At 61.5% G+C, this 17,760-nt stretch carries 15 protein-coding genes; 13 read left to right on the top strand and 2 right to left on the bottom strand.

All coding sequences use genetic code 11. The features are described from left to right. Positions 1 to 143: 143 nt before the first annotated feature. On the bottom strand, positions 144 to 1,967 hold the full coding sequence (locus NP825_RS20155) for an NAD(P)/FAD-dependent oxidoreductase (RefSeq protein ID WP_257547044.1): 1,824 nt from the start codon (positions 1,965 to 1,967) through the stop codon (positions 144 to 146). Positions 1,968 to 2,370: 403 nt separating this feature from the next. On the opposite strand from NP825_RS20155, the gene NP825_RS20160 reads away from it, so the two are divergent. The 5 genes from NP825_RS20160 (at position 2,371) to NP825_RS20180 (ending at position 7,767) form a co-directional block, all read left to right on the top strand. Then, positions 2,371 to 3,048 carry a TetR/AcrR family transcriptional regulator gene (locus NP825_RS20160; RefSeq protein ID WP_257547047.1) on the top strand — a complete coding sequence of 226 codons (678 nt, stop codon included), beginning with the start codon at positions 2,371 to 2,373 and terminating at the stop codon, positions 3,046 to 3,048. Positions 3,049 to 3,328: 280 nt separating this feature from the next. Further along, on the top strand, positions 3,329 to 4,996 hold the full coding sequence (locus tag NP825_RS20165) for a class I adenylate-forming enzyme family protein (RefSeq protein ID WP_257547049.1): 1,668 nt from the start codon (positions 3,329 to 3,331) through the stop codon (positions 4,994 to 4,996). A gap of 52 nt (positions 4,997 to 5,048) precedes the next feature. Continuing rightward, a complete protein-coding gene (locus NP825_RS20170) occupies positions 5,049 to 5,429 on the top strand; it encodes a nuclear transport factor 2 family protein (RefSeq protein WP_257547051.1) in 381 nt (126 codons plus the stop codon). A gap of 115 nt (positions 5,430 to 5,544) precedes the next feature. Then, a complete protein-coding gene (locus NP825_RS20175) occupies positions 5,545 to 6,543 on the top strand; it encodes an alpha/beta hydrolase (protein ID WP_257547053.1) in 999 nt (332 codons plus the stop codon). 51 nt (positions 6,544 to 6,594) lie between these two features. Beyond that, positions 6,595 to 7,767, top strand: a complete 1,173-nt coding sequence (locus NP825_RS20180; RefSeq protein WP_257547055.1) for an acetyl-CoA C-acyltransferase — start codon at positions 6,595 to 6,597, stop codon at positions 7,765 to 7,767. A gap of 144 nt (positions 7,768 to 7,911) precedes the next feature. Here the strand turns inward: NP825_RS20180 and NP825_RS20185 are convergent, their stop codons facing one another. Further along, positions 7,912 to 8,700, bottom strand: coding sequence for an enoyl-CoA hydratase-related protein (locus NP825_RS20185; RefSeq protein WP_257547057.1), 789 nt, complete (start codon positions 8,698 to 8,700; stop codon positions 7,912 to 7,914). Positions 8,701 to 8,788: 88 nt separating this feature from the next. On the opposite strand from NP825_RS20185, the gene NP825_RS20190 reads away from it, so the two are divergent. The 8 genes from NP825_RS20190 (at position 8,789) to NP825_RS20225 (ending at position 17,758) form a co-directional block, all read left to right on the top strand. Next, complete coding sequence (locus NP825_RS20190) at positions 8,789 to 9,646, top strand: 3-hydroxyacyl-CoA dehydrogenase family protein (protein WP_257547060.1); 858 nt, start codon at positions 8,789 to 8,791, stop codon at positions 9,644 to 9,646. Between the two features lie 123 nt (positions 9,647 to 9,769). After that, complete coding sequence (locus tag NP825_RS20195; protein WP_257547062.1) at positions 9,770 to 10,504, top strand: PEP-utilizing enzyme; 735 nt, start codon at positions 9,770 to 9,772, stop codon at positions 10,502 to 10,504. After that, complete coding sequence (locus tag NP825_RS20200; protein WP_257547064.1) at positions 10,501 to 12,036, top strand: hypothetical protein; 1,536 nt, start codon at positions 10,501 to 10,503, stop codon at positions 12,034 to 12,036. Before NP825_RS20195 ends, NP825_RS20200 begins: the two co-directional genes overlap by 4 nt. After that, positions 12,036 to 13,514, top strand: coding sequence for an AMP-binding protein (locus tag NP825_RS20205; protein WP_257547066.1), 1,479 nt, complete (start codon positions 12,036 to 12,038; stop codon positions 13,512 to 13,514). Before NP825_RS20200 ends, NP825_RS20205 begins: the two co-directional genes overlap by 1 nt. Then, positions 13,511 to 14,110 (top strand): hypothetical protein, encoded by a 600-nt coding sequence (locus NP825_RS20210; protein WP_257547069.1) that lies wholly within the window; start codon positions 13,511 to 13,513, stop codon positions 14,108 to 14,110. Before NP825_RS20205 ends, NP825_RS20210 begins: the two co-directional genes overlap by 4 nt. Then, positions 14,014 to 15,858 (top strand): pyruvate, phosphate dikinase, encoded by a 1,845-nt coding sequence (locus NP825_RS20215; RefSeq protein ID WP_257547071.1) that lies wholly within the window; start codon positions 14,014 to 14,016, stop codon positions 15,856 to 15,858. The genes NP825_RS20210 and NP825_RS20215 overlap by 97 nt, the downstream gene beginning before the upstream one ends. A 3-nt stretch (positions 15,859 to 15,861) precedes the next feature. Beyond that, positions 15,862 to 16,380, top strand: a complete 519-nt coding sequence (locus NP825_RS20220) for a biotin/lipoyl-containing protein (protein ID WP_257547073.1) — start codon at positions 15,862 to 15,864, stop codon at positions 16,378 to 16,380. Then, complete coding sequence (locus tag NP825_RS20225) at positions 16,373 to 17,758, top strand: acetyl/propionyl/methylcrotonyl-CoA carboxylase subunit alpha (RefSeq protein ID WP_257547075.1); 1,386 nt, start codon at positions 16,373 to 16,375, stop codon at positions 17,756 to 17,758. The genes NP825_RS20220 and NP825_RS20225 overlap by 8 nt, the downstream gene beginning before the upstream one ends. Positions 17,759 to 17,760 lie beyond the last annotated feature (2 nt).

Raw genomic sequence — 17,760 nt, forward strand, 5'->3', positions numbered from 1 at the left:
ATCGTCGTATCCGCAGATAGCCTTCTTCCCCCTGTCAACGGGTAAGCAGCCGTTGAACGACACCTATTTCCTTCTCCTGAGATGCCAGCGGGCGCAGGAGGGGGCCCAGCGGAGTCGCCAGGCGCGCCCCTCTTCCTTGATGATTATTCCTTCTTCGCGATGATCAAACCCGCCAGATTGCCCTCATCGCGCCATTCCTCGAGCAACGCGTTGAAAGCATTTATGCCCGGAGAATAGGTTTCCTCGTTCAGTCCGCCACGCGGCTTTCCTTCGTTGTTATAATATCCGGGCGTACAGGCGGCCAGATACTCTTCATTGTGGAAGGCCAACCGACGAATCTCCGCGACCCAGGCATCCTGAGCTTCTTCGGACGGCTCCGTCGTGTCTGCACCGCGTTTTTTCACTTCACTGATAATGTAGGCGATATGGCGCGCGTGTCCGTCGAACATTGCGGTCATATTGAAGGAAAGGGCATTTTGCGAAAAACCGATGTAGAACCAGTTGGGAAATCCGTTCGTCGAGAAACCATGCAATGTCCTGAAGCCGTCTTCCCAATGATCGTAGAGAGATTTTCCATTTCGTCCGAAAATCTCTATCCCAAGCCGGCGACGAAACTTTGAACTGATTTCGAATCCGGTTGCATATATGATGCAATCGACCTCATATTCTTTCCCATTGGCGACAACGCCATTTTTGGTAATGCGCTCGACCCCCTGCGACTGGCTGGTGTCTACCAACGTTACGTTCGGCCGATTGAATGTCGGGAGATAATTGTCGCTGAAGCACGGCCGTTTGCAAAAATGCCGATACCAGGGCTTCAGCCTTTCAGCGGTTTCCGGGTCCTGAACAGTCTCGTCGATCCGCGCGCGCAGCTCGTTCATCTTTTCCAGATCGACGAGTTCGGCTTCGAGGGCCTGTTCTTCGGGTGTGATCGGATTGTCACCGCGATGCTCGCGCGCAGCCTGCAGTCGATGAAAGACGTCGGTCCAGCGATCATAGACCAGGTCTTCCTCGAATGGGCTGCCGGCCATGATGCCGCCGAAATTTTCACGCCGGGCATCTTGCCATCCGGGCTGCAGGCCTGCCGCCCAATCGGGATCGGTTTCCTTGTTGCCTCGCAGATCCACAGAAGACGGCGTGCGCTGGAACACATAAAGCTGCGCCGCATCGCGACCGAGATGGGGAACGACTTGAACGGACGTGGCCCCTGTTCCGATGAGCGCGACCCGCTTGTCAGCGAGCTTGTGAAGGTTCCCGTTGGTATCGCCCCCGGTATATTCATAATCCCACCGGGTCGTGTGGAAGGTCTTGCCCTCGAACGTTTCGATTCCGGGAATGCCGGGAAGTTTCGCGCGGGTCGTCGTACCCAGCGCCATGATCACGAACCGCGCCTGTATCACATCATTGCGGTTGGTTTCGATTTCCCAGCGGGAAATCTCCTCATTCCAGCGAATGGCGCGAACGCGCGTCTGGAACAGGGTTTTATCGTAAAGGCCGTAGGATCGGCCGATCCGCTGTGAATGTTCGAATATCTCCGTGACGTATGAATACTTCTCCTTGGGAATATAATTCAGCTCTTCGAGAAGTGGCAGATAGCAATAGGATTCCACGTCGCACTGGGCGCCGGGATAGCGATTCCAATACCAGGTGCCGCCAAAATCCGCCCCCGCTTCGATGATGCGGAAGTTCTCGATGCCTTGCTCTTTCAGCCGGGCCGCGGCCAGCATGCCGCTGAAGCCACCGCCGATAATCGCCACGTCGGGCCGCTCGTCGACGGGGTCCCGATGAAAATCGGGATCGGCATAGGGATCCGATTCGACGTAGTGCGCAAATTCGCCCGATGGCTCGATATATTGGCTCTCTCCGTCCGAGCGAACCCGCTTGTCGCGCTCCCGCCGGTATTTCTCGCGCGCCTGCTCGAGGGTCATTTCGGCTTCCTCAACGTCGGCAAGGTTGATGGCGTCCATGTTAAACTCCTGTTTTTCGGCAAGGCGCCGAAGATCGTTTCGCGTTCTTCAATCCGGTTTCGGGACCTGGAAGAGGCGGAATGGGATCACAGGTCATGGCAACGGGCAGAGCAAATATGCCGAGCCGGAACCCTCCTCATCCCATCGCGCCACTCTATCCAGGTGGTCACTCAAATGTAGAACCGGTTCAATTATTATGCCTCGGGAAAATTGTTGTCAACCCGGCATCGCACAGCGTCGCCCGCAAGGGGCGCCGGCGGTTGCACAGGCCCTTTTACGTCGGAATCGGATTTGCCATTGGCCGGGGTGGTTTCTCGCGGACCGCTACGCTATCACCGGACGGGCACTGGACAGGAGCGGATTTCATTACTTATGACTTTCGCCATTCTCCGAGGAGAGTGTTTTGAGTAAGCGCGAAAAGAATAAGGCAGCGCGAATTGCGCGCATTGTCGCCGCCGCACGCGAAATGATCCGGGAATCCGGCGATGTCGGCCTTGCCATGCGCTCGCTGGCCGAGCGTTCTGACGTAAGCTTGATGACATTGTATAATTTGATCGGATCGCGGCAGGCCGTTTTACTCCAGATTTTGGTAGAAGACATCAAGAATGCCGGAGACCTGTTTGAACGTGGAGACTATCGCGACCCGATAGATGCGTTGTTTGGTATAATTCCCTTCATCAGGACGAACATCGAGATCAACATTCCATACTGGAATGCTGTCAACCTTTCCCTATTTCAGAGCGGATCCGAACATGTTCGCCGCATCGTACGTAGTGAAAACCTCGATATTTGGCGAAGAGTTCTGACGACGGCGAGTGAGGACGGCTATCTTCGAACTTCGATCGACATCGAGTGCATTTTGATGACATTGGACAATATCTATAGCGCAAACAGCTTTAGCGTTTCTGCGGGAGATATCGATCATGAGCTCTTCGAGGTACGCAGCCAATATGGTTTTGCCATGGTTCTGGCAGGAGCGGTGGCGAGGCCATATGTTCAGCGCGTGCGGAGCTTCCTCGATAAATGTCAGGAAAGACTCGTGGCGTTAGAGCAGCAAATTGCGCACGCTGCGTCGGATTAAACTTCCGGCTGCAGCCCTGAAGGGCCTGAGCCCGATCACCGATATTCCCCAAACCAGCCATTCCCCCGGCGGATAATTTCGCTCCCGGGACTCGTTGCGCTGCCTTAGAGAGCAAAGCCACTTCAAACGGGGTAAGACAACCTCCTACCGATTTATCAAAATATGAACCGGTTCCATTTTTTAATTGACAGCACGACCATCACGATGCACCTCTCCTGACGATTCCAGAACACGGATGCGCTGCCGAAGAGCAGCCGGCTGATCGATCGGAGATGGTGGGATGACGCGCTCAGCTAGTGCCCTGCAGACAACACCGGCGCCCCTGCACGATGCCAGCGGCGCTCAGCCTGCGACTTCAAATGACCCCTGGGGCGTTGGCCCGTTGCGCTTTGAGGCAAGCCACGGCGACCGAATGATTGCTTGTTACGCTACGCGGCCTGCAAATTTCGCCGATCTCATCGAAGAGGCGATCCGGATTGGTGGTGAGCGAGAAGCCGTTGCGACCCGCGATGCGCGCCTCAGCTGGGCACAGCTCGGCAAGTGGAGCGACTCCTTGGCGCATGGCCTGCAACGAAACGGCGTGGAACGAGGCGACTGCGTCGCATTGCTTCTGGGCAATGGCATCCCCTATCTCGTCGCCCTGGTTGCCGCGCTCCGCATCGGTGCCACGATCGTACCGATCAACATCCGTGAGCAGCGCGGAGAAATCGCCCATATTGTGAACGACAGCGAGTGTGTCGCGGTCATCTTCGGGCCGGAATCGCTGGACCAGTTGCCGCGGCGTTCGGCCTGTCCCGGGGTGCGACTGTGGCTGGATCAGGACAGCCCGCTTTTTTCAAAGACCGATGCCGTGCCCGTTCCCGTTGATATCGCGGAACAGGAGCTGGCCTTCATCTTCTACACATCGGGAACCACGGGCCGGCCCAAGGGTGCAATGATCACCCACGCGAATATCATCCATGCGGCCTTGAATTATGCGAACTGCCTCCGGCTGACCGGCGAGGATCGCATGCTCGTCGCGGTCCCCATGTCCCATGTCACCGGTATGATCGGCCTGGTTGCGACCGCGATTTGCGCCAAGGCGACGTTGCTCGTGATGGAGAATTTTGCCGTTGCCGATTTCGTCGCCTTCGCCTCGTCGGAGCGTATGACGCACACCATCCTCGTGCCGGCGATGTATAATCTCATCCTGCTGCGAGCCGACCTGAGAGAGGCGGATTTGAAGAGCTGGCGAATTGGTGGCTACGGCGGGGCCCCTATGCCGGCCGCGACAATCGAGCGCGTCGCGGACGCGCTGCCGGATCTCGAATTGTGGAATCTATACGGGTCGACCGAAACCGCTTCGGCCGTGACGATGCTGCCGCCTCAATTCGCGAAAAGCCATGCTGACAGCGTCGGTCTTGCTTCTCCGGGGGCGACCCTGTTGGTTATGGATTCCGATGGCCGCGAGCTTCCGCGGGGCGAGATAGGTGAACTGTGGATCGGCGGGCCGACCGTCGCGAAAGGCTATTGGAAGAACCCTGAGGCAACCTATCACGGTTTCACTGCGGGTTTCTGGAAGTCTGGCGATATCGGCAGCATAACGGCCGAGGGTTTCGTCCGGGTTCTGGACCGCGCCAAGGATCTCATCAATCGCGGCGGCTACAAGATATTTTCGGCCGAGGTGGAATCGGCCCTGTCGACACATCCCGATATCGTCGAGGCCGCGATCGTTCCGAAATATTGTGCGGTCCTGGGAGAGCGCGTGCATGCTTTCGTCACGACGAGAGAAGAGTCGCAGGTTTCGGCTGAGGACCTCGATACGTTCATCAAGTCTCATTTGGCCGACTACAAGCGTCCGGAAAGCTGGACGATCAGTGCAACACCGCTGCCTCGCAATGCCAACGGCAAAATCCTGAAACGTCCGCTACGCGATATAGTGGACCAGTTATTTCCCAATTCAGATTGATCAGAAGAGCGGTCCCCGGTCGGGGATCAGAAATGAAGATTGGAAAATCGCGATGAGTGACAAGAGGCAACTGGCCCAGGAATTTTTCGACGCCATCGACCAGAAGGGCATCGCCGGCATCGCCCCTTTTCTCGCCGATGATTTTGTGTGGTGGGCTGCGGGCATGGGCGAAATTCAGGCCGAGGTATTGAAATTCGGTGAGATGCTGGATCCGCACATCGACGGCAAGATGGAGATGAAAGTCCACAGCATCCTTGTCGAGGGCAATAAATGCGCCGTCGAGGCGGAATCCTTCGCCAAGCTCAAAAACGGCAACACCTACAACAATCACTACCACTTCAGGATCTCGTTCGAAGGCGACAAGATCAAAGAAGTGAAGGAATATAATGACACCAAGCATGCCGACGAAGCTTTGAAAGGCATCCTTACCTGAAGGATGCCCAAGATCGAAAAGCGATATCGCACTCGCCGACCCGCGCGGCGGACGCCGGTTCCGGGCGGTCCGAATGAGGGTGTCGCAGCGATGTGTCACGATAGGAACTCGGCAAATGAATGACTTCCTCGATGCGACCGGAGAATGCGATCCGGGCTTGTGCCTGCCAGCACGCCCCATGCCGCTTCCAGGGAGCCTTAGCCAGGAAGCGCGAGACTTTTTGCTAACGCCGCCGGCAGTGGATTTTTCGATCGGCCCGATGTGGGACTATCGAAAGACCATCGACGGGCAATTTGCCCAGTTGGCCGACCTTCAGCGTGACGTCTGGCCGGTCGACGTGGAAGAAGCTGACATCAACGACGTTCGCGTGCACATTGTATCACCTCCAGGCGACGCGCTACGCTCCAGCGAACATATCCTTCTTAACCTTCACGGCGGCGGGTTCGTGATGGGTTCGGGCTCCCTCATCGAAGCGATACCGATAGCGCGCCTCACGGGATTGGCGGTGGTCGTCCCGGACTATCGTCTCGCGCCAGAGCACCCCTTCCCGGCCGGCCTCGATGATGCCGTGAAGGTATATGCGCGTCTCCTGGAAGACTATGCGCCGGAAAAGATCATCGTCTACGGCTCATCCGCCGGAGCAGCCATCACGCTGCAGATGATTCTGCGACTGAAGGAATTGGCGATGCCGCTACCAGCGGCCATTGGCGCCTTTTCTCCACCTTCGGACTTGAGCGATTTCGGAGACTCCGGACGCCTCTATTCGCTGAATGGAATCTGGGGCGGCCTGCACATCGCGGTGGACGACCCGCTGTCGGAAATCCGTGCCTATCTTGGCGGCGTCGACCCGAAAGACCCCCGGGTATCGCCAGTCTATGCTGACCTTGCGGGGTTTCCACCGACGCTGCTGCTGTCGGGATCGCGTGACTTGCTGCTCAGCTCCACGACGAGAATGCACCTCGCGCTGCGATCGGCCGGAGCCGATGCCGAACTGGCGATATTCGAGGCGATGCCGCACTGTCATTGGTTCGCATTCCACATGCCGGAAGCGCAGCTTGCGCTCGAGCAGATGGCGGAGTTTTTCAGTCGGCGACTGGGCCTGCCACGCGGTTGATCGCCATGCCAGCCCCGCTCTCTTCCCGCACCCAAACTTCAGGATAATATCATGCGCGACCCCGTCATCGTTTCCACCGCCCGCACGCCGATCGGGCGCGCCGGCCGGGGCGCCTTCAATTTCACCGAGGCGCCGACGCTCGCCGCGCACGCCATCAGGGCGGCGGTCGAACGGGCCCGGATCGATCCCGCGGAGGTGGACGATTGTATCCTCGGCTGCGCCATGCCCCAAGGCAGCCACCACACCATCGGCCGCACCGCGGCGTTGCGCGCGGGTCTGCCCGTCAGTGTCTCGGGCATGACCATCGACCGGCAATGCTCGTCCGGCCTGATGGCAATTGCGACCGCTGCCAAGCAAGTGATCGACGATCAGATGGACGTAATTGTCGCAGGCGGCGTTGAATCGATTTCGCTGGTACAGACCCCGCAAATGCGCGTCGGCTATGATCCCGAACTCGTGGCGATGCATCCCGATGTCTATATGTCGATGGTCGATACCGCCGAGACTGTCGCGGCGCGCTACGGAATTGGCCGTGAACCCCAGGACGCATTGGCGCTGCAATCGCAGCAGCGCATCGCAGCCGCGCAGGAAGCCGGGCGTTTCGACGACGAAATCGTCCCCGTCAGCACCCTGATGCGCGTCATCGACAAGGCAACGGGCGAGAGCCATGAGCAACCGGTTACGCTGTCACGGGACGAAGGCAACCGGCCCGACACCACCGCGGCGGGGCTCGCCGCCCTCAAGCCGGTGCGCGAAGGTGGCACCATCTCCGCCGGCAATGCAAGCCAGCTTTCCGACGGCGCCTCTGCCTGCATTGTGATGGAAGCGGGGCTCGCAGCCCGGCGCAATCTGGCCCCCCTCGGCCGCTATGTCGGCATGTCGGTAGCGGGAACGCGCCCGGACGAGATGGGCATCGGGCCGGTGGTAGCGATTCCGAAGCTGCTCAAGCGTTTCGGGCTGCGCATGGACGACATCGACCTGTGGGAGTTGAACGAGGCTTTCGCGGTGCAGGTTCTCTATTGCCGCGACAAGCTCGGCATTCCCGACGAGCGCCTCAACGTAAACGGCGGCGCGATCGCAATGGGACATCCTTATGGCATGTCCGGCGCGCGCATGACCGGCCATGCGCTGATCGAGGGCAAGCGCCGCGGCGCACGCCATGTCGTCGTCACCATGTGCGTCGGCGGTGGTATGGGCGCGGCGGGTCTTTTCGAGGTTCTGTAAACGGACGCCCGGCGCCCTTTCCCGACAGCGGACACCCTGAACGCCATGCGCGGCGCACGCTTATACGCGCGTCCGGCAAATGGCTGCCCGTCCTTCGGGAAAGGGGCTGACCGCGAGGTACGGGGCAGCCGTCCACCGGGAAGATCAGCGGCCGACCCAGTTAGGCTGCCGCTTCTCCACGAAGGCCTTGGGCCCTTCGGCGAAATCCGCGGTGAGCATGACACGATCCTGCGCCGCATTGCTGAGGCTATCGAGCGCCTCTTCCGTGTCGTCGATCGCCCGCCGGGCAACGCCCAAACTCTCCCGCACCGCGATCGGCGCGTTCTGACAGACCTTCTCGGCGAGGGCGAGTGCGGCAGTCACCGTGTCGTCCTTGGCCACGACGCAATTGACAAGACCCAGCGCCAGCGCCCGCTCGGCGGTAATCGGATCCCCGGTGGCGATCATCTCGAAGGCGATGGCACGCGGGATACGGCGCGGCAGGCGGAACAGGCCGCCCGCCGCCGCGATCAGGCCGCGCTTCACTTCCGGGAGTGCGAACTGCGCGTCGTGCGAAGCCACAATCATATCGCAGGCCAGCGAAATCTCGCACCCACCGGCCATCGCGAAGCCATTGACCGCGGCGATCCAAAGCTTGGAGCGGCTGGCGTGAACGAAGGACGCAAAACCGGCGTCGGGATCGATCAGCCCGGCAATTCCGCCCTCCGATACTTCCTTGAGGTCGGCGCCGGCGCAAAATGCCTTGCCGCCAGCGCCAGTCAGCACAACGGCCCATATCGACGGATCCGCCTCGGTTTCCCGCACGATGTCCCGCATTCGCGCCGTCACGGCCGCGTTGATCGCATTGCGCGCGTCGGGGCGCTGAAGCGTCACCAGCACGACATGTTCGCTGGCCCGCTCCACCGTCACCACTTGTTCGATTTTATCGCTCATCGGCACTCTCTCCCTGGAATCAGCTTTCAATGGTCCTATTAAGTTGATATACGTTCTTGTAGGACAATAATAGATGGATAGAAATTTCATGGCAAGTGAAGAGGGAGTATATGGCGTGGTCGGCGCTGGATTGATGGGCGCCGAGATCGCCTTCATCCAAGCGCTCGCCGGCCATCGGGTGATATTGCTGGACCGCGACCAGCCCGCGCTGGACCGCGCCATGGCGCGGCTGCGCAAGATCGCCGACAAAATCGATGCGGCGGATGGAAATAGCAGCGCGGCCCAACATGTCGCGAACATCCAAACCAGCACAGAGATGGCCGACCTTTCTCCATGCGCGATTATCACCGAGGCCGTATTTGAGGATCTCGAGGTCAAGACCGCACTCTGGCAGCAGATCGATTCGATCGCGCGCAAGGACGCGATGCTCGTCACCAACACCTCGACCATCCCGATCTCGACGCTCGCCTCCGCGGTGCGTCCAGAACGCCGAAGCCGCTTCATTGGCATGCATTATTTCTCTCCGGTCAGCCGCATGAAGCTGGTCGAGGTCATTCCGGCCTTCGAGACCGACGCGGCGACGGTCGCCGAAGCAACTGCGCTGGCCGTCGGCACCGGCAAGACGCCGATCCGCGTGAAGGATGTCACCGGCTTCGCGGTCAACCGCGTGCTCCACACCTTCATCATCGAGGCGATTCGGCTGGTCGAGGAGGGCGTCATCAGCGCCGAGGATCTCGACACCGCCTGCAAACTCGGACTCGGCCATCCGATCGGGCCCTTTCAGTTGATGGATGCGGTCACATCCAGCCTGTGCCTCCAGGCGCAAGAGATCATGTTTGATGCCTATGGCGAACGCTTCCGTCCCCCGCCGCTCCTCAAGCAGCGGGTCGCGGCCGGACTGATCGGGGGCAAGGGGCGCGCCGGCTGGCGGAGCGCTCCCGCCTGAAGAAGAAGCGCATCATATTTTGTCTTACAATTTTGTATTGTTATTTTAGTTGTAATATTGCACAGCGGGAGGGCGACGCAGTTCGCCAACAGCAAAGCCGCGGCACATGGGACGGGAGAGACGATGAAGCTCTACATCGACAATGATCGCTATGGCGCTCCGCCGGCCTCGCCATTGGTCGAGGCGGTGCACAACGCCGTAAAGGATCTCGTCCGTCGGCGGCTGGACGATAGTCGCGACAATTGGGCGAGCTTCGTGTTCGGCTCGTCCGATAAGCTGATCACGCCAGCGGACATCGCGGCGATCGAGCAGCGCATCCTCGCGACGGGTTACCGCTTCGCCTGGTCCTCAGCGCTCTCGGCCCGCGACCGGCCGGAAATCTACGCTTCGGCCGAAGGGCTGGACGACGATCCCGACTTCAGCTTCGAACATCCCGAGGCTATTACGGCGCCAGCCGATTCCGAAGGGCGCGAGCAGCGCGGCGTCGGCGACAATGTTGTGCGCCGCCACCAGAATGTTCGGGGCATTGCACGCTATATCCGCAGCAGCGAGCGCGTCATCGATCTGATGAAGAGCGGCGTGCCGGCGGAGACGGTCGCGATCATCGACGACAGCGGCGGCACATTGACCGCCCCGATCCTTGAGCATTTCACCGCAGTCATATGTGCGGGCGGCACGGTTCGCTCGCACCTCGGCATCCTGACCCGCGAATATGGCATCCCTTGCCTGATGAACGCACGGATCAGCGGCATCAGGGAAGGTGACCTCGTCGAGCTCGAAACAACCGCCGCGGCTCGCACCCCGGAATCCTATCTAACCGGTCAGAACATGACCGCCCGTGTGTGGAGGGTAGCATGACCAGCGAGCGCCCGAGCTATATCCAGCTGCTCGAAACGAACAACCTGATGCAGACGGTCGCCGACGAGACCTACTGGCTGTGCGTCACCCGCACCGTTCAGGGATCGAAACTGTTCCCCGTCTCCGCTTACATCCTCTTCTCCTACCTCAACGCTTTCTATCGCTATCCCACCCTGCTTCGGAAGATCGAGGAGCGAATGAAGGCCGAGGACCTGGCCGATCGCAGCCGCAACATGGGCGTGAAGATGCAGAACTCGCACACCGGCTGGTGTCTGCCTGCCTTCTATCTGCTCGGTCGCGAATGGTTGATCTCGATGGGCATGCTGCGTCCTCAGGACGCGGCCGAGGATGTGATCTATGTGCTCGATTTCTGGAAGCGCTACCAACTCGCTTGGCACCGCAACGACGGTCATATCACCAACCGTGAATTCGGTCATCGCGCCCAGACTCTGACGGATCGGCGCCTTGAGGTCTTCAAATCGGACATGTTCGCCTGCGAACCTGGCGATGCGCTGCACGAGGCGGCGCACGCTTTCATGGCGACCGCCTCGCAATATGGCTTTCTCGTATCCTGCGAAAGCCGCGTCAGTCTCACCAACACCGGGCCGTATCGCATCGACGATCGCCACGAGATGCTGGTTCGCGACTTCATGGACATGGGCGAATGCTCGCTTCCCTGGCTCGATGGCGTCGCCAGCGCGGTGCCGCATAACAATTACACCGTCGTGATGTCGGCGCGCGATTGCCACTTCCACCTCGTTGACGAGTGGGGCAGCTTCGAATCGACGCCCGAATTCACCGCCGACCGACTGGCCGGCGTTGGTCTCTACACATCCGACCCGCTGAGCGAAGGCCATGTGCCGCTGGGCATGGGATCGCGCGAAGAGCTCACCGCCACATTCGTCGAACTCACAGCCATCATCAAGGATGCCACCAACAAGCTGTGGATCCGTATGGCCGAATGGACGCGCGACCAGCTGCTGGACGCCGGTGCGCTGCTCTACTTCGCCGCAATCAAGGAACTCGCGCATGTAGCCGGCGTGTTCGAGGTAGAGGACTGGCTCGAGATCGATCCGCGCGCCGAACGCTTCCGTCCGCTGCTCAATGACGAGTTCAGCAATTCGGCGCTCGGTGAACTGGTCGGCAGCCTGACGCTTCCGGGGCAGCAGATATCTCCGTTCGCGATGATGCAACATAGCGACGCGCCCAAGCGGATGCTGACCCCGCTCCCGCTGTCGATCGCCCGCGACGATGATTATGTGCCGAGCGCAGGACTGCCCCAGAAGGGTGGCACGCATCTCGACGCCAAAGTCGACCGCTATCGCACCAGCCGCGGCGTGCTCTCACTTGCCGATTACAACCGGCTGTCGCGGGAGCATGTGCCCGAAGCGTGCAGCGAGCAATATCGCTATCTCTGCGAGACGTGGGTCAAATACAACGCCCACACGCCACTCGCTGATCAACTCTACAAGCTGGAACAGCGTGGCTCGCGCACGCTCGAAGGCCGCGGCATCGGCAAGGGAGCCAATTGATGCAGGTGGGAACCATCATCCGCAGGGCTGCCCTGCATTATAAGGACGCGCCTTGCCTGGTCGAGGATGAGCGCATCGTCAGCTTCCGCCAGTTCGACGAGCTGACTGACCGGCTCGGCAACGCGCTGCTGGCCACCGGCCTCGAGCCCGGCGATCGCGTGGGCGTATTGCTCCCGAATGGTATCGACTGTCTGGTCGCCTATTATGCGCTCGCGAAATCGGGTCTGGTGCGCGTGTCGCTCAACACCCGTGAGACGCCCGACAATCATGCGTACAAGCTGGGGAACAGCGGCTGTCGCGGCGTAATCTGCGGCGATGGGGAAGTGATTCCCGATGGCCTGGAATTCACCTTCCGCCCGGCCGCAATTGCCGAAATGACCCGGACCGGTTCACCCGAGCCCTGCATGGTCGACCGCGATATCGAGGCACCCTATCGCCTCGGCTATACCGGAGGCACGACGGGCCGCCCCAAGGGCGTTACCCTGACGATGCGGGGCGAGACGGCCGAAGTCTCGGCCTTCCTGATCGATCTGATGCCGGACATGGCGGAAGGCGACACCTTCCTTCACGCTGCACCGATCGCGCATGCCTCCGGCGCCTTCTTCCTGCCCGCGCTGGTCCGCGGGGTACGGTCGCTGGTGATGAAAAAATTCGATCCGGCGACATTCGTCAAGCTGGCCGAAACCGAGCAGGCGTCGATGACCTTCCTCGTGCCGACCATGCTCGCGATGGTGCTCGAGCAGCCTGGCTGTGCGGAAGCCAAACTCAATCTGCGCAGGATCGCCTATGGCGCCTCGCCGATCGCCGACAGTTTGCTGCGTCGCGCCGAGGCGCGCTTCGGCAAGGTCTTCGCACAGACCTATGGCCAGGCCGAAAGCCCGATGGTGATTACCTGCCTGAAACCGGAAGATCATGACAGGGTCGGATCATGCGGGCGTCCGTTCACCACCGTCGAGGCGGGCATCGTCGACGATGAAGACAATTTCCTGCCCGCCGGGGAGATTGGCGAGATCGTGTGCCGCGGCACACAACTCATGGCCTATTATTGGGACAACCCCGAAGCGACCGCCAAGGCGTTCCGGAACGGCTGGCTGCACACCGGCGACATCGGCCGGATGGACGAAGACGGCTTTTTCTACATCCTCGACCGCAAGAACGACATGCTCATCTCGGGCGGATATAATGTCTATCCGCGCGAGGTTGAAGATGTGCTGCTTGCCTATGAAGGTGTGGTCGAAGCGGCGGTCGTTGGCATTCCCGACGAAAAGTGGGGCGATCGCATCCATGCCGTGATCGCAGGACGGCCCGACCTCAACGCCGACGGTGCGCTGGCCTTTGCCAAGAGCCAGCTCGCCAATTTCAAGCAACCCAAGTCGATCGAAATCTGGCCCGAACTGCCAAAGAGCGGCGCCAACAAGATCCTTCGTCGCGAGGTCCGCGACACCGTCGTAACCCGTCTCCAGGGAGACGCCGGATGACGATGCACCTCGTTCTCCATGGCCTGGCCATCAAGAAACATGCCGACGCGGGTGACATCGCCGGGCTGATCGGGATGCCGGTCGATGCTGCGGCACGCCAACTCGAGGAGGCAGCCGCAAGCGGCCGCGCGGTGGAGGCCAATGGGAAATATCTGCTTAGCCCGCTCGCCCGCATTGCGCTCGAGAGCGACTATTCGCGACAATATGCCGATGCGCGCACCGATGCAGAATTCATGGCGGCCTATGAAGCGTTCGAGCGGATCAACGTCCAGCTCAAGACGCTGATCACCGAGTGGCAGACGATGGACGTCGGGGGCCAGCGCGTCGCCAACGACCACAGCAACAAATCGCATGACGAAAAGATCATCGACCGGCTCGGCGATCTCCACGAGCGCGCCGACGCAATCTTCGCGCGGCTCGTCAAGGCGGTCGCCCGCCTTAGCTATTATCGCACGCATCTGCTGGCTGCCCTTGAAAAGGCGGAAGATGGCGCGATCGCGTGGGTCAGCGACGCGAAGATCGAAAGCTACCACACGCTCTGGTTCGAACTTCACGAGGATTTGCTGCGCATCGTCGGCCGGACGCGGGAAGAATGACCATGAGCATCGATACCGCACAATGGCTTCTGACGCTCGGCGGCGGCGCTCTGCCCGACCGTAACCTGATCGGCGGCAAGGCCTGGTCGATCGCACGCATGAGCGGTTTGGGGTTGCACGTCCCTCCCGCCTTCGTGATCACGACCCGCGCCTGCGCCCATTATCTCGCAGAAGGCAGCGAGCCGGAATCGCTCGCCGCCGAGATTGACGCAGGCGTGGCATGGCTCGAGCAGCAGACCGGCCGTCTGTTCGGTGCCGGCCCGAGCCCGCTGCTTGTCTCGGTCCGGTCGGGGGCACCGGTCTCGATGCCGGGCATGATGGATACCGTCCTCAATCTCGGCATCAACGAGGAGACCGAGGCCGCCTTGGGCACCGAGTGCGGCGACGCGGCCTTTGCGCGGGACACCCATCGCCGTTTTCTCGACCTCTATGCCCAGATCGTGCTGAAGACCGAGATCGATCTGGCGCGCGACGAGACCCCCGCCGCTTGGCGTGACGCCATCGCCTCGCAGGGCAGCGCGGTGCCTGTCGGCGCGCGCGAGCAACTCGCGGGCGCGGTCCGCGCAGTGTTCGAATCGTGGAATTCGCGCCGCGCGCGGCGCTATCGCGAGCACAACAACATCGCCCACGATATCGGAACCGCGGTAACCGTCCAGGCGATGGTGTTCGGCAATATGGAACGCTCGGGGACCGGCGTATTGTTCAGCCGCAATCCGCTGACCGGCGATCCGGCACCCTATGGCGAATATCTCGGCTGTGCACAGGGTGAAGATATCGTCTCCGGCAAGCATACACCGATGCCGCTCGACGCGCTGCGCGAGGCATTGCCTGACGTGCATGACGCGTTGCTCGCCGCCGCCTCCCTGCTCGAGAAAGAGGACGGCGATGTCCAGGACATCGAGTTCACGGTCGAACGCGGCAAGCTCTATCTGCTTCAGGCGCGCGCTGCCAAACGCGCACCGCTTGCAGCTGTTCGCATCGCGGTCGACATGGTGCGCGAAGGCATCATCAGCCAGGCGGAGGCAATCGGCCGGGTATCACCCGAACAGATCCGCATTCTGCTTAGTCCACAGCTCGCCGACGGCGCCGCGGTGGGCGCCCGCGTGCTGGCGCAGGGCGAGGCCGCCTCGCCGGGTGTGGGCGTCGGACTGATCGTGATGGATTCCGATCACGCGGAGGCGGCGGCGCGCGAAGGCACGTCCGTAATCCTCGCCCGCGAGACGACCAGCCCGAACGACTTGCACGGCATGATCGCGGCGCGCGCCATCCTTACAGAACAGGGCGGCTCCACGAGCCATGCCGCTGTGGTCGGCCGTGCGCTGGGCCGGCCCTGCGTCGTCGGCTGCGGCGTCGGAAGCCTGCATGGCCTGGAAGGCCAGATCGTCACCGTCGTCGGGCAGACCGGCACGGTCTATGCCGGCGAACTGCCGGTCGTCATGCCGCGCGAAGAAGAGAATGAGACCCTGCGCCTGTTAAGCGACTGGTCGCGTCAACTTGCCAGGATCGCCGTCGTCGCCGAGGCCCGTGCCGACGCGCATATCGTCGACTTCGACGATGTCGTGGGCGAAGAGCAGGGCGCCTTTGCCGTTCTGCCGCACGGTGCAACCGTTAAGGGGGCGCTGTTTGCAAACGACGAGACCGCGGTGCGCGAAGCGATTGCGGCGGGTGCCGCAGAAATTGTCACGTCGCCTTTGCTGCCGGCCCTGCTGGCAGCCGCCCAGGCGTCGACCCCTGATCAAAAGGAATAGCCGGTGGAAGACATTTCCAAACAGGATGTGGAATCGCTCATCAAGCAGTTTGACAGCAGCGACTGGCGCGAACTGCACGTCAAGCTTGGCAACTTCGAGCTGTTCCTGAGCAAGAACAAGGACTCGGAGGGGCGGTCTTCACCCTTCGCGGCCCCGGCCGCGGCTCCAGCGGTGCAGTCTGCGGCACCCACCGCCGCGCCCCCCGCGTCCTCCGACGCCCCGGCCCCGACCGTTGCGCCCGCGCAGGTATCGCAGCCCGGCGCGGTCCCTCCCGGGGGGATCGTCGTAAAAGCGTCGAGCCTGGGCACCTTCTATCGCGCTCCCAAACCGGGCGCGCCCGTGTTCACTGAAGTTGGCGCCCGGGTCGCCGCGGGCGCCGAGCTGTGCCTGATCGAGGTGATGAAGCTGTTCACCACGCTCCGCACCGAAACCGCCGGCATCGTTCGCGAGATTTATGCGCAGGATGGCGAGCTGGTCGAGTTCGACCAGCCGCTGTTCCTGATCGAGCCGTCCGATGCATGATACGCCGCCCGCGGCTGGACGGCTGTTCGTTGCCAACCGGGGAGAGATTGCGCTCCGCGCGATCGAGGCCGCCCAGGCGTTGGGGATGGAGGCGGTACTAGGCGTGTCGGCGGCCGATCGCGATGGCTTGGGGGCTCGCACCGCAGACCGGGCGGTGGTGCTCGGACCTGCACAGGCGAAGTTATCCTATCTCAATGCCGGCCTGATCGTTCACGCCGCCAAGGCGACCGGCTGTACCGCGTTGCATCCCGGCTACGGCTTTCTGTCGGAGCGCGCCGAGCTCGCCGAGCTTTGTGAGGAAGAAGGCATCATATTCGTTGGCCCGACCCCCGCTTCGATCCGGCAGGTCGGCGACAAGCTTTCGGCGCGGGCGATGGCAAAGCGCGCCAAGGTGCCGATGACCAGCGGCAGCGACGCGGTCGACGACGTCGACCACGCTTTGCGGATCGCCGCGACCATCGGCTACCCTGTCATTACCAAGGCCTCGGCGGGTGGCGGCGGCCGCGGAATGGTCGTCGCCCACACACCCGAGGAACTGGCCAGTGCCTTTGACGGCGCGGTGACCACCGCCCGCGAAGCCTTTGGCGACGGCACGCTGTTCATCGAACGCTATGTCGAGGTTGCGCGCCACATCGAGGTGCAGGTGATCGGCGACGGAAAAGGCGGCGTGGTGCATTTCGGCGAACGCGACTGTTCGATCCAGCGTCGCTATCAGAAGATGATCGAGGAGGCCCCCGCCGCCATTCTCTCCCCACCGGTGCGCGCGCGGCTTCACAAGGCGGCTGTCGCTTTGCTCGCCTCGATCGATTATCGCAACGCCGGCACGGTAGAATTCCTCTATGACGCGGCGAGTGAAGATTTTTTCTTCATGGAGGTGAACGCCCGGATCCAGGTGGAGCACCCCGTTTCCGAGGCCATAACCGGCACCGACCTGATCCAGGCCCAGCTCAAGCTCGCGACCGGATCGGTCGATAGCTTCGACCAGTCGGCGATCGGCACCCATGGCCATGCGATCGAGGCTCGCATCATCGCCGAAGATCCCGACCGCGACTTCATGCCGAGTCCGGGCAGGATCACGCGCTGGGACCCGCCCGCCGGCGAAGGCGTTCGCGTCGACAGCGCCATGGAGACGGGGGCGATGGTCCCGCCCTATTATGACAGCATGATTGCCAAGCTGATCGTGCACGGCACGACCAGAGAAGAGGCGGTCGAACGGATGGCGAAGGCGCTCGACACCTTTCTGATCGAAGGGATCGCGACCAATATCCCTCTCCTCAAAGTGATCGTTGCCCATCCCGATTTTCGCACCAACACCATCAACACGCGCTGGCTGGAGACGGTTCTCCTTCCGCAGTTCCGGGCGCAGCAGGGACGCTGAAT

Source organism: Sphingopyxis sp. DBS4, assembly GCF_024628865.1.
Classification (GTDB): Bacteria; Pseudomonadota; Alphaproteobacteria; order Sphingomonadales; family Sphingomonadaceae; genus Sphingopyxis.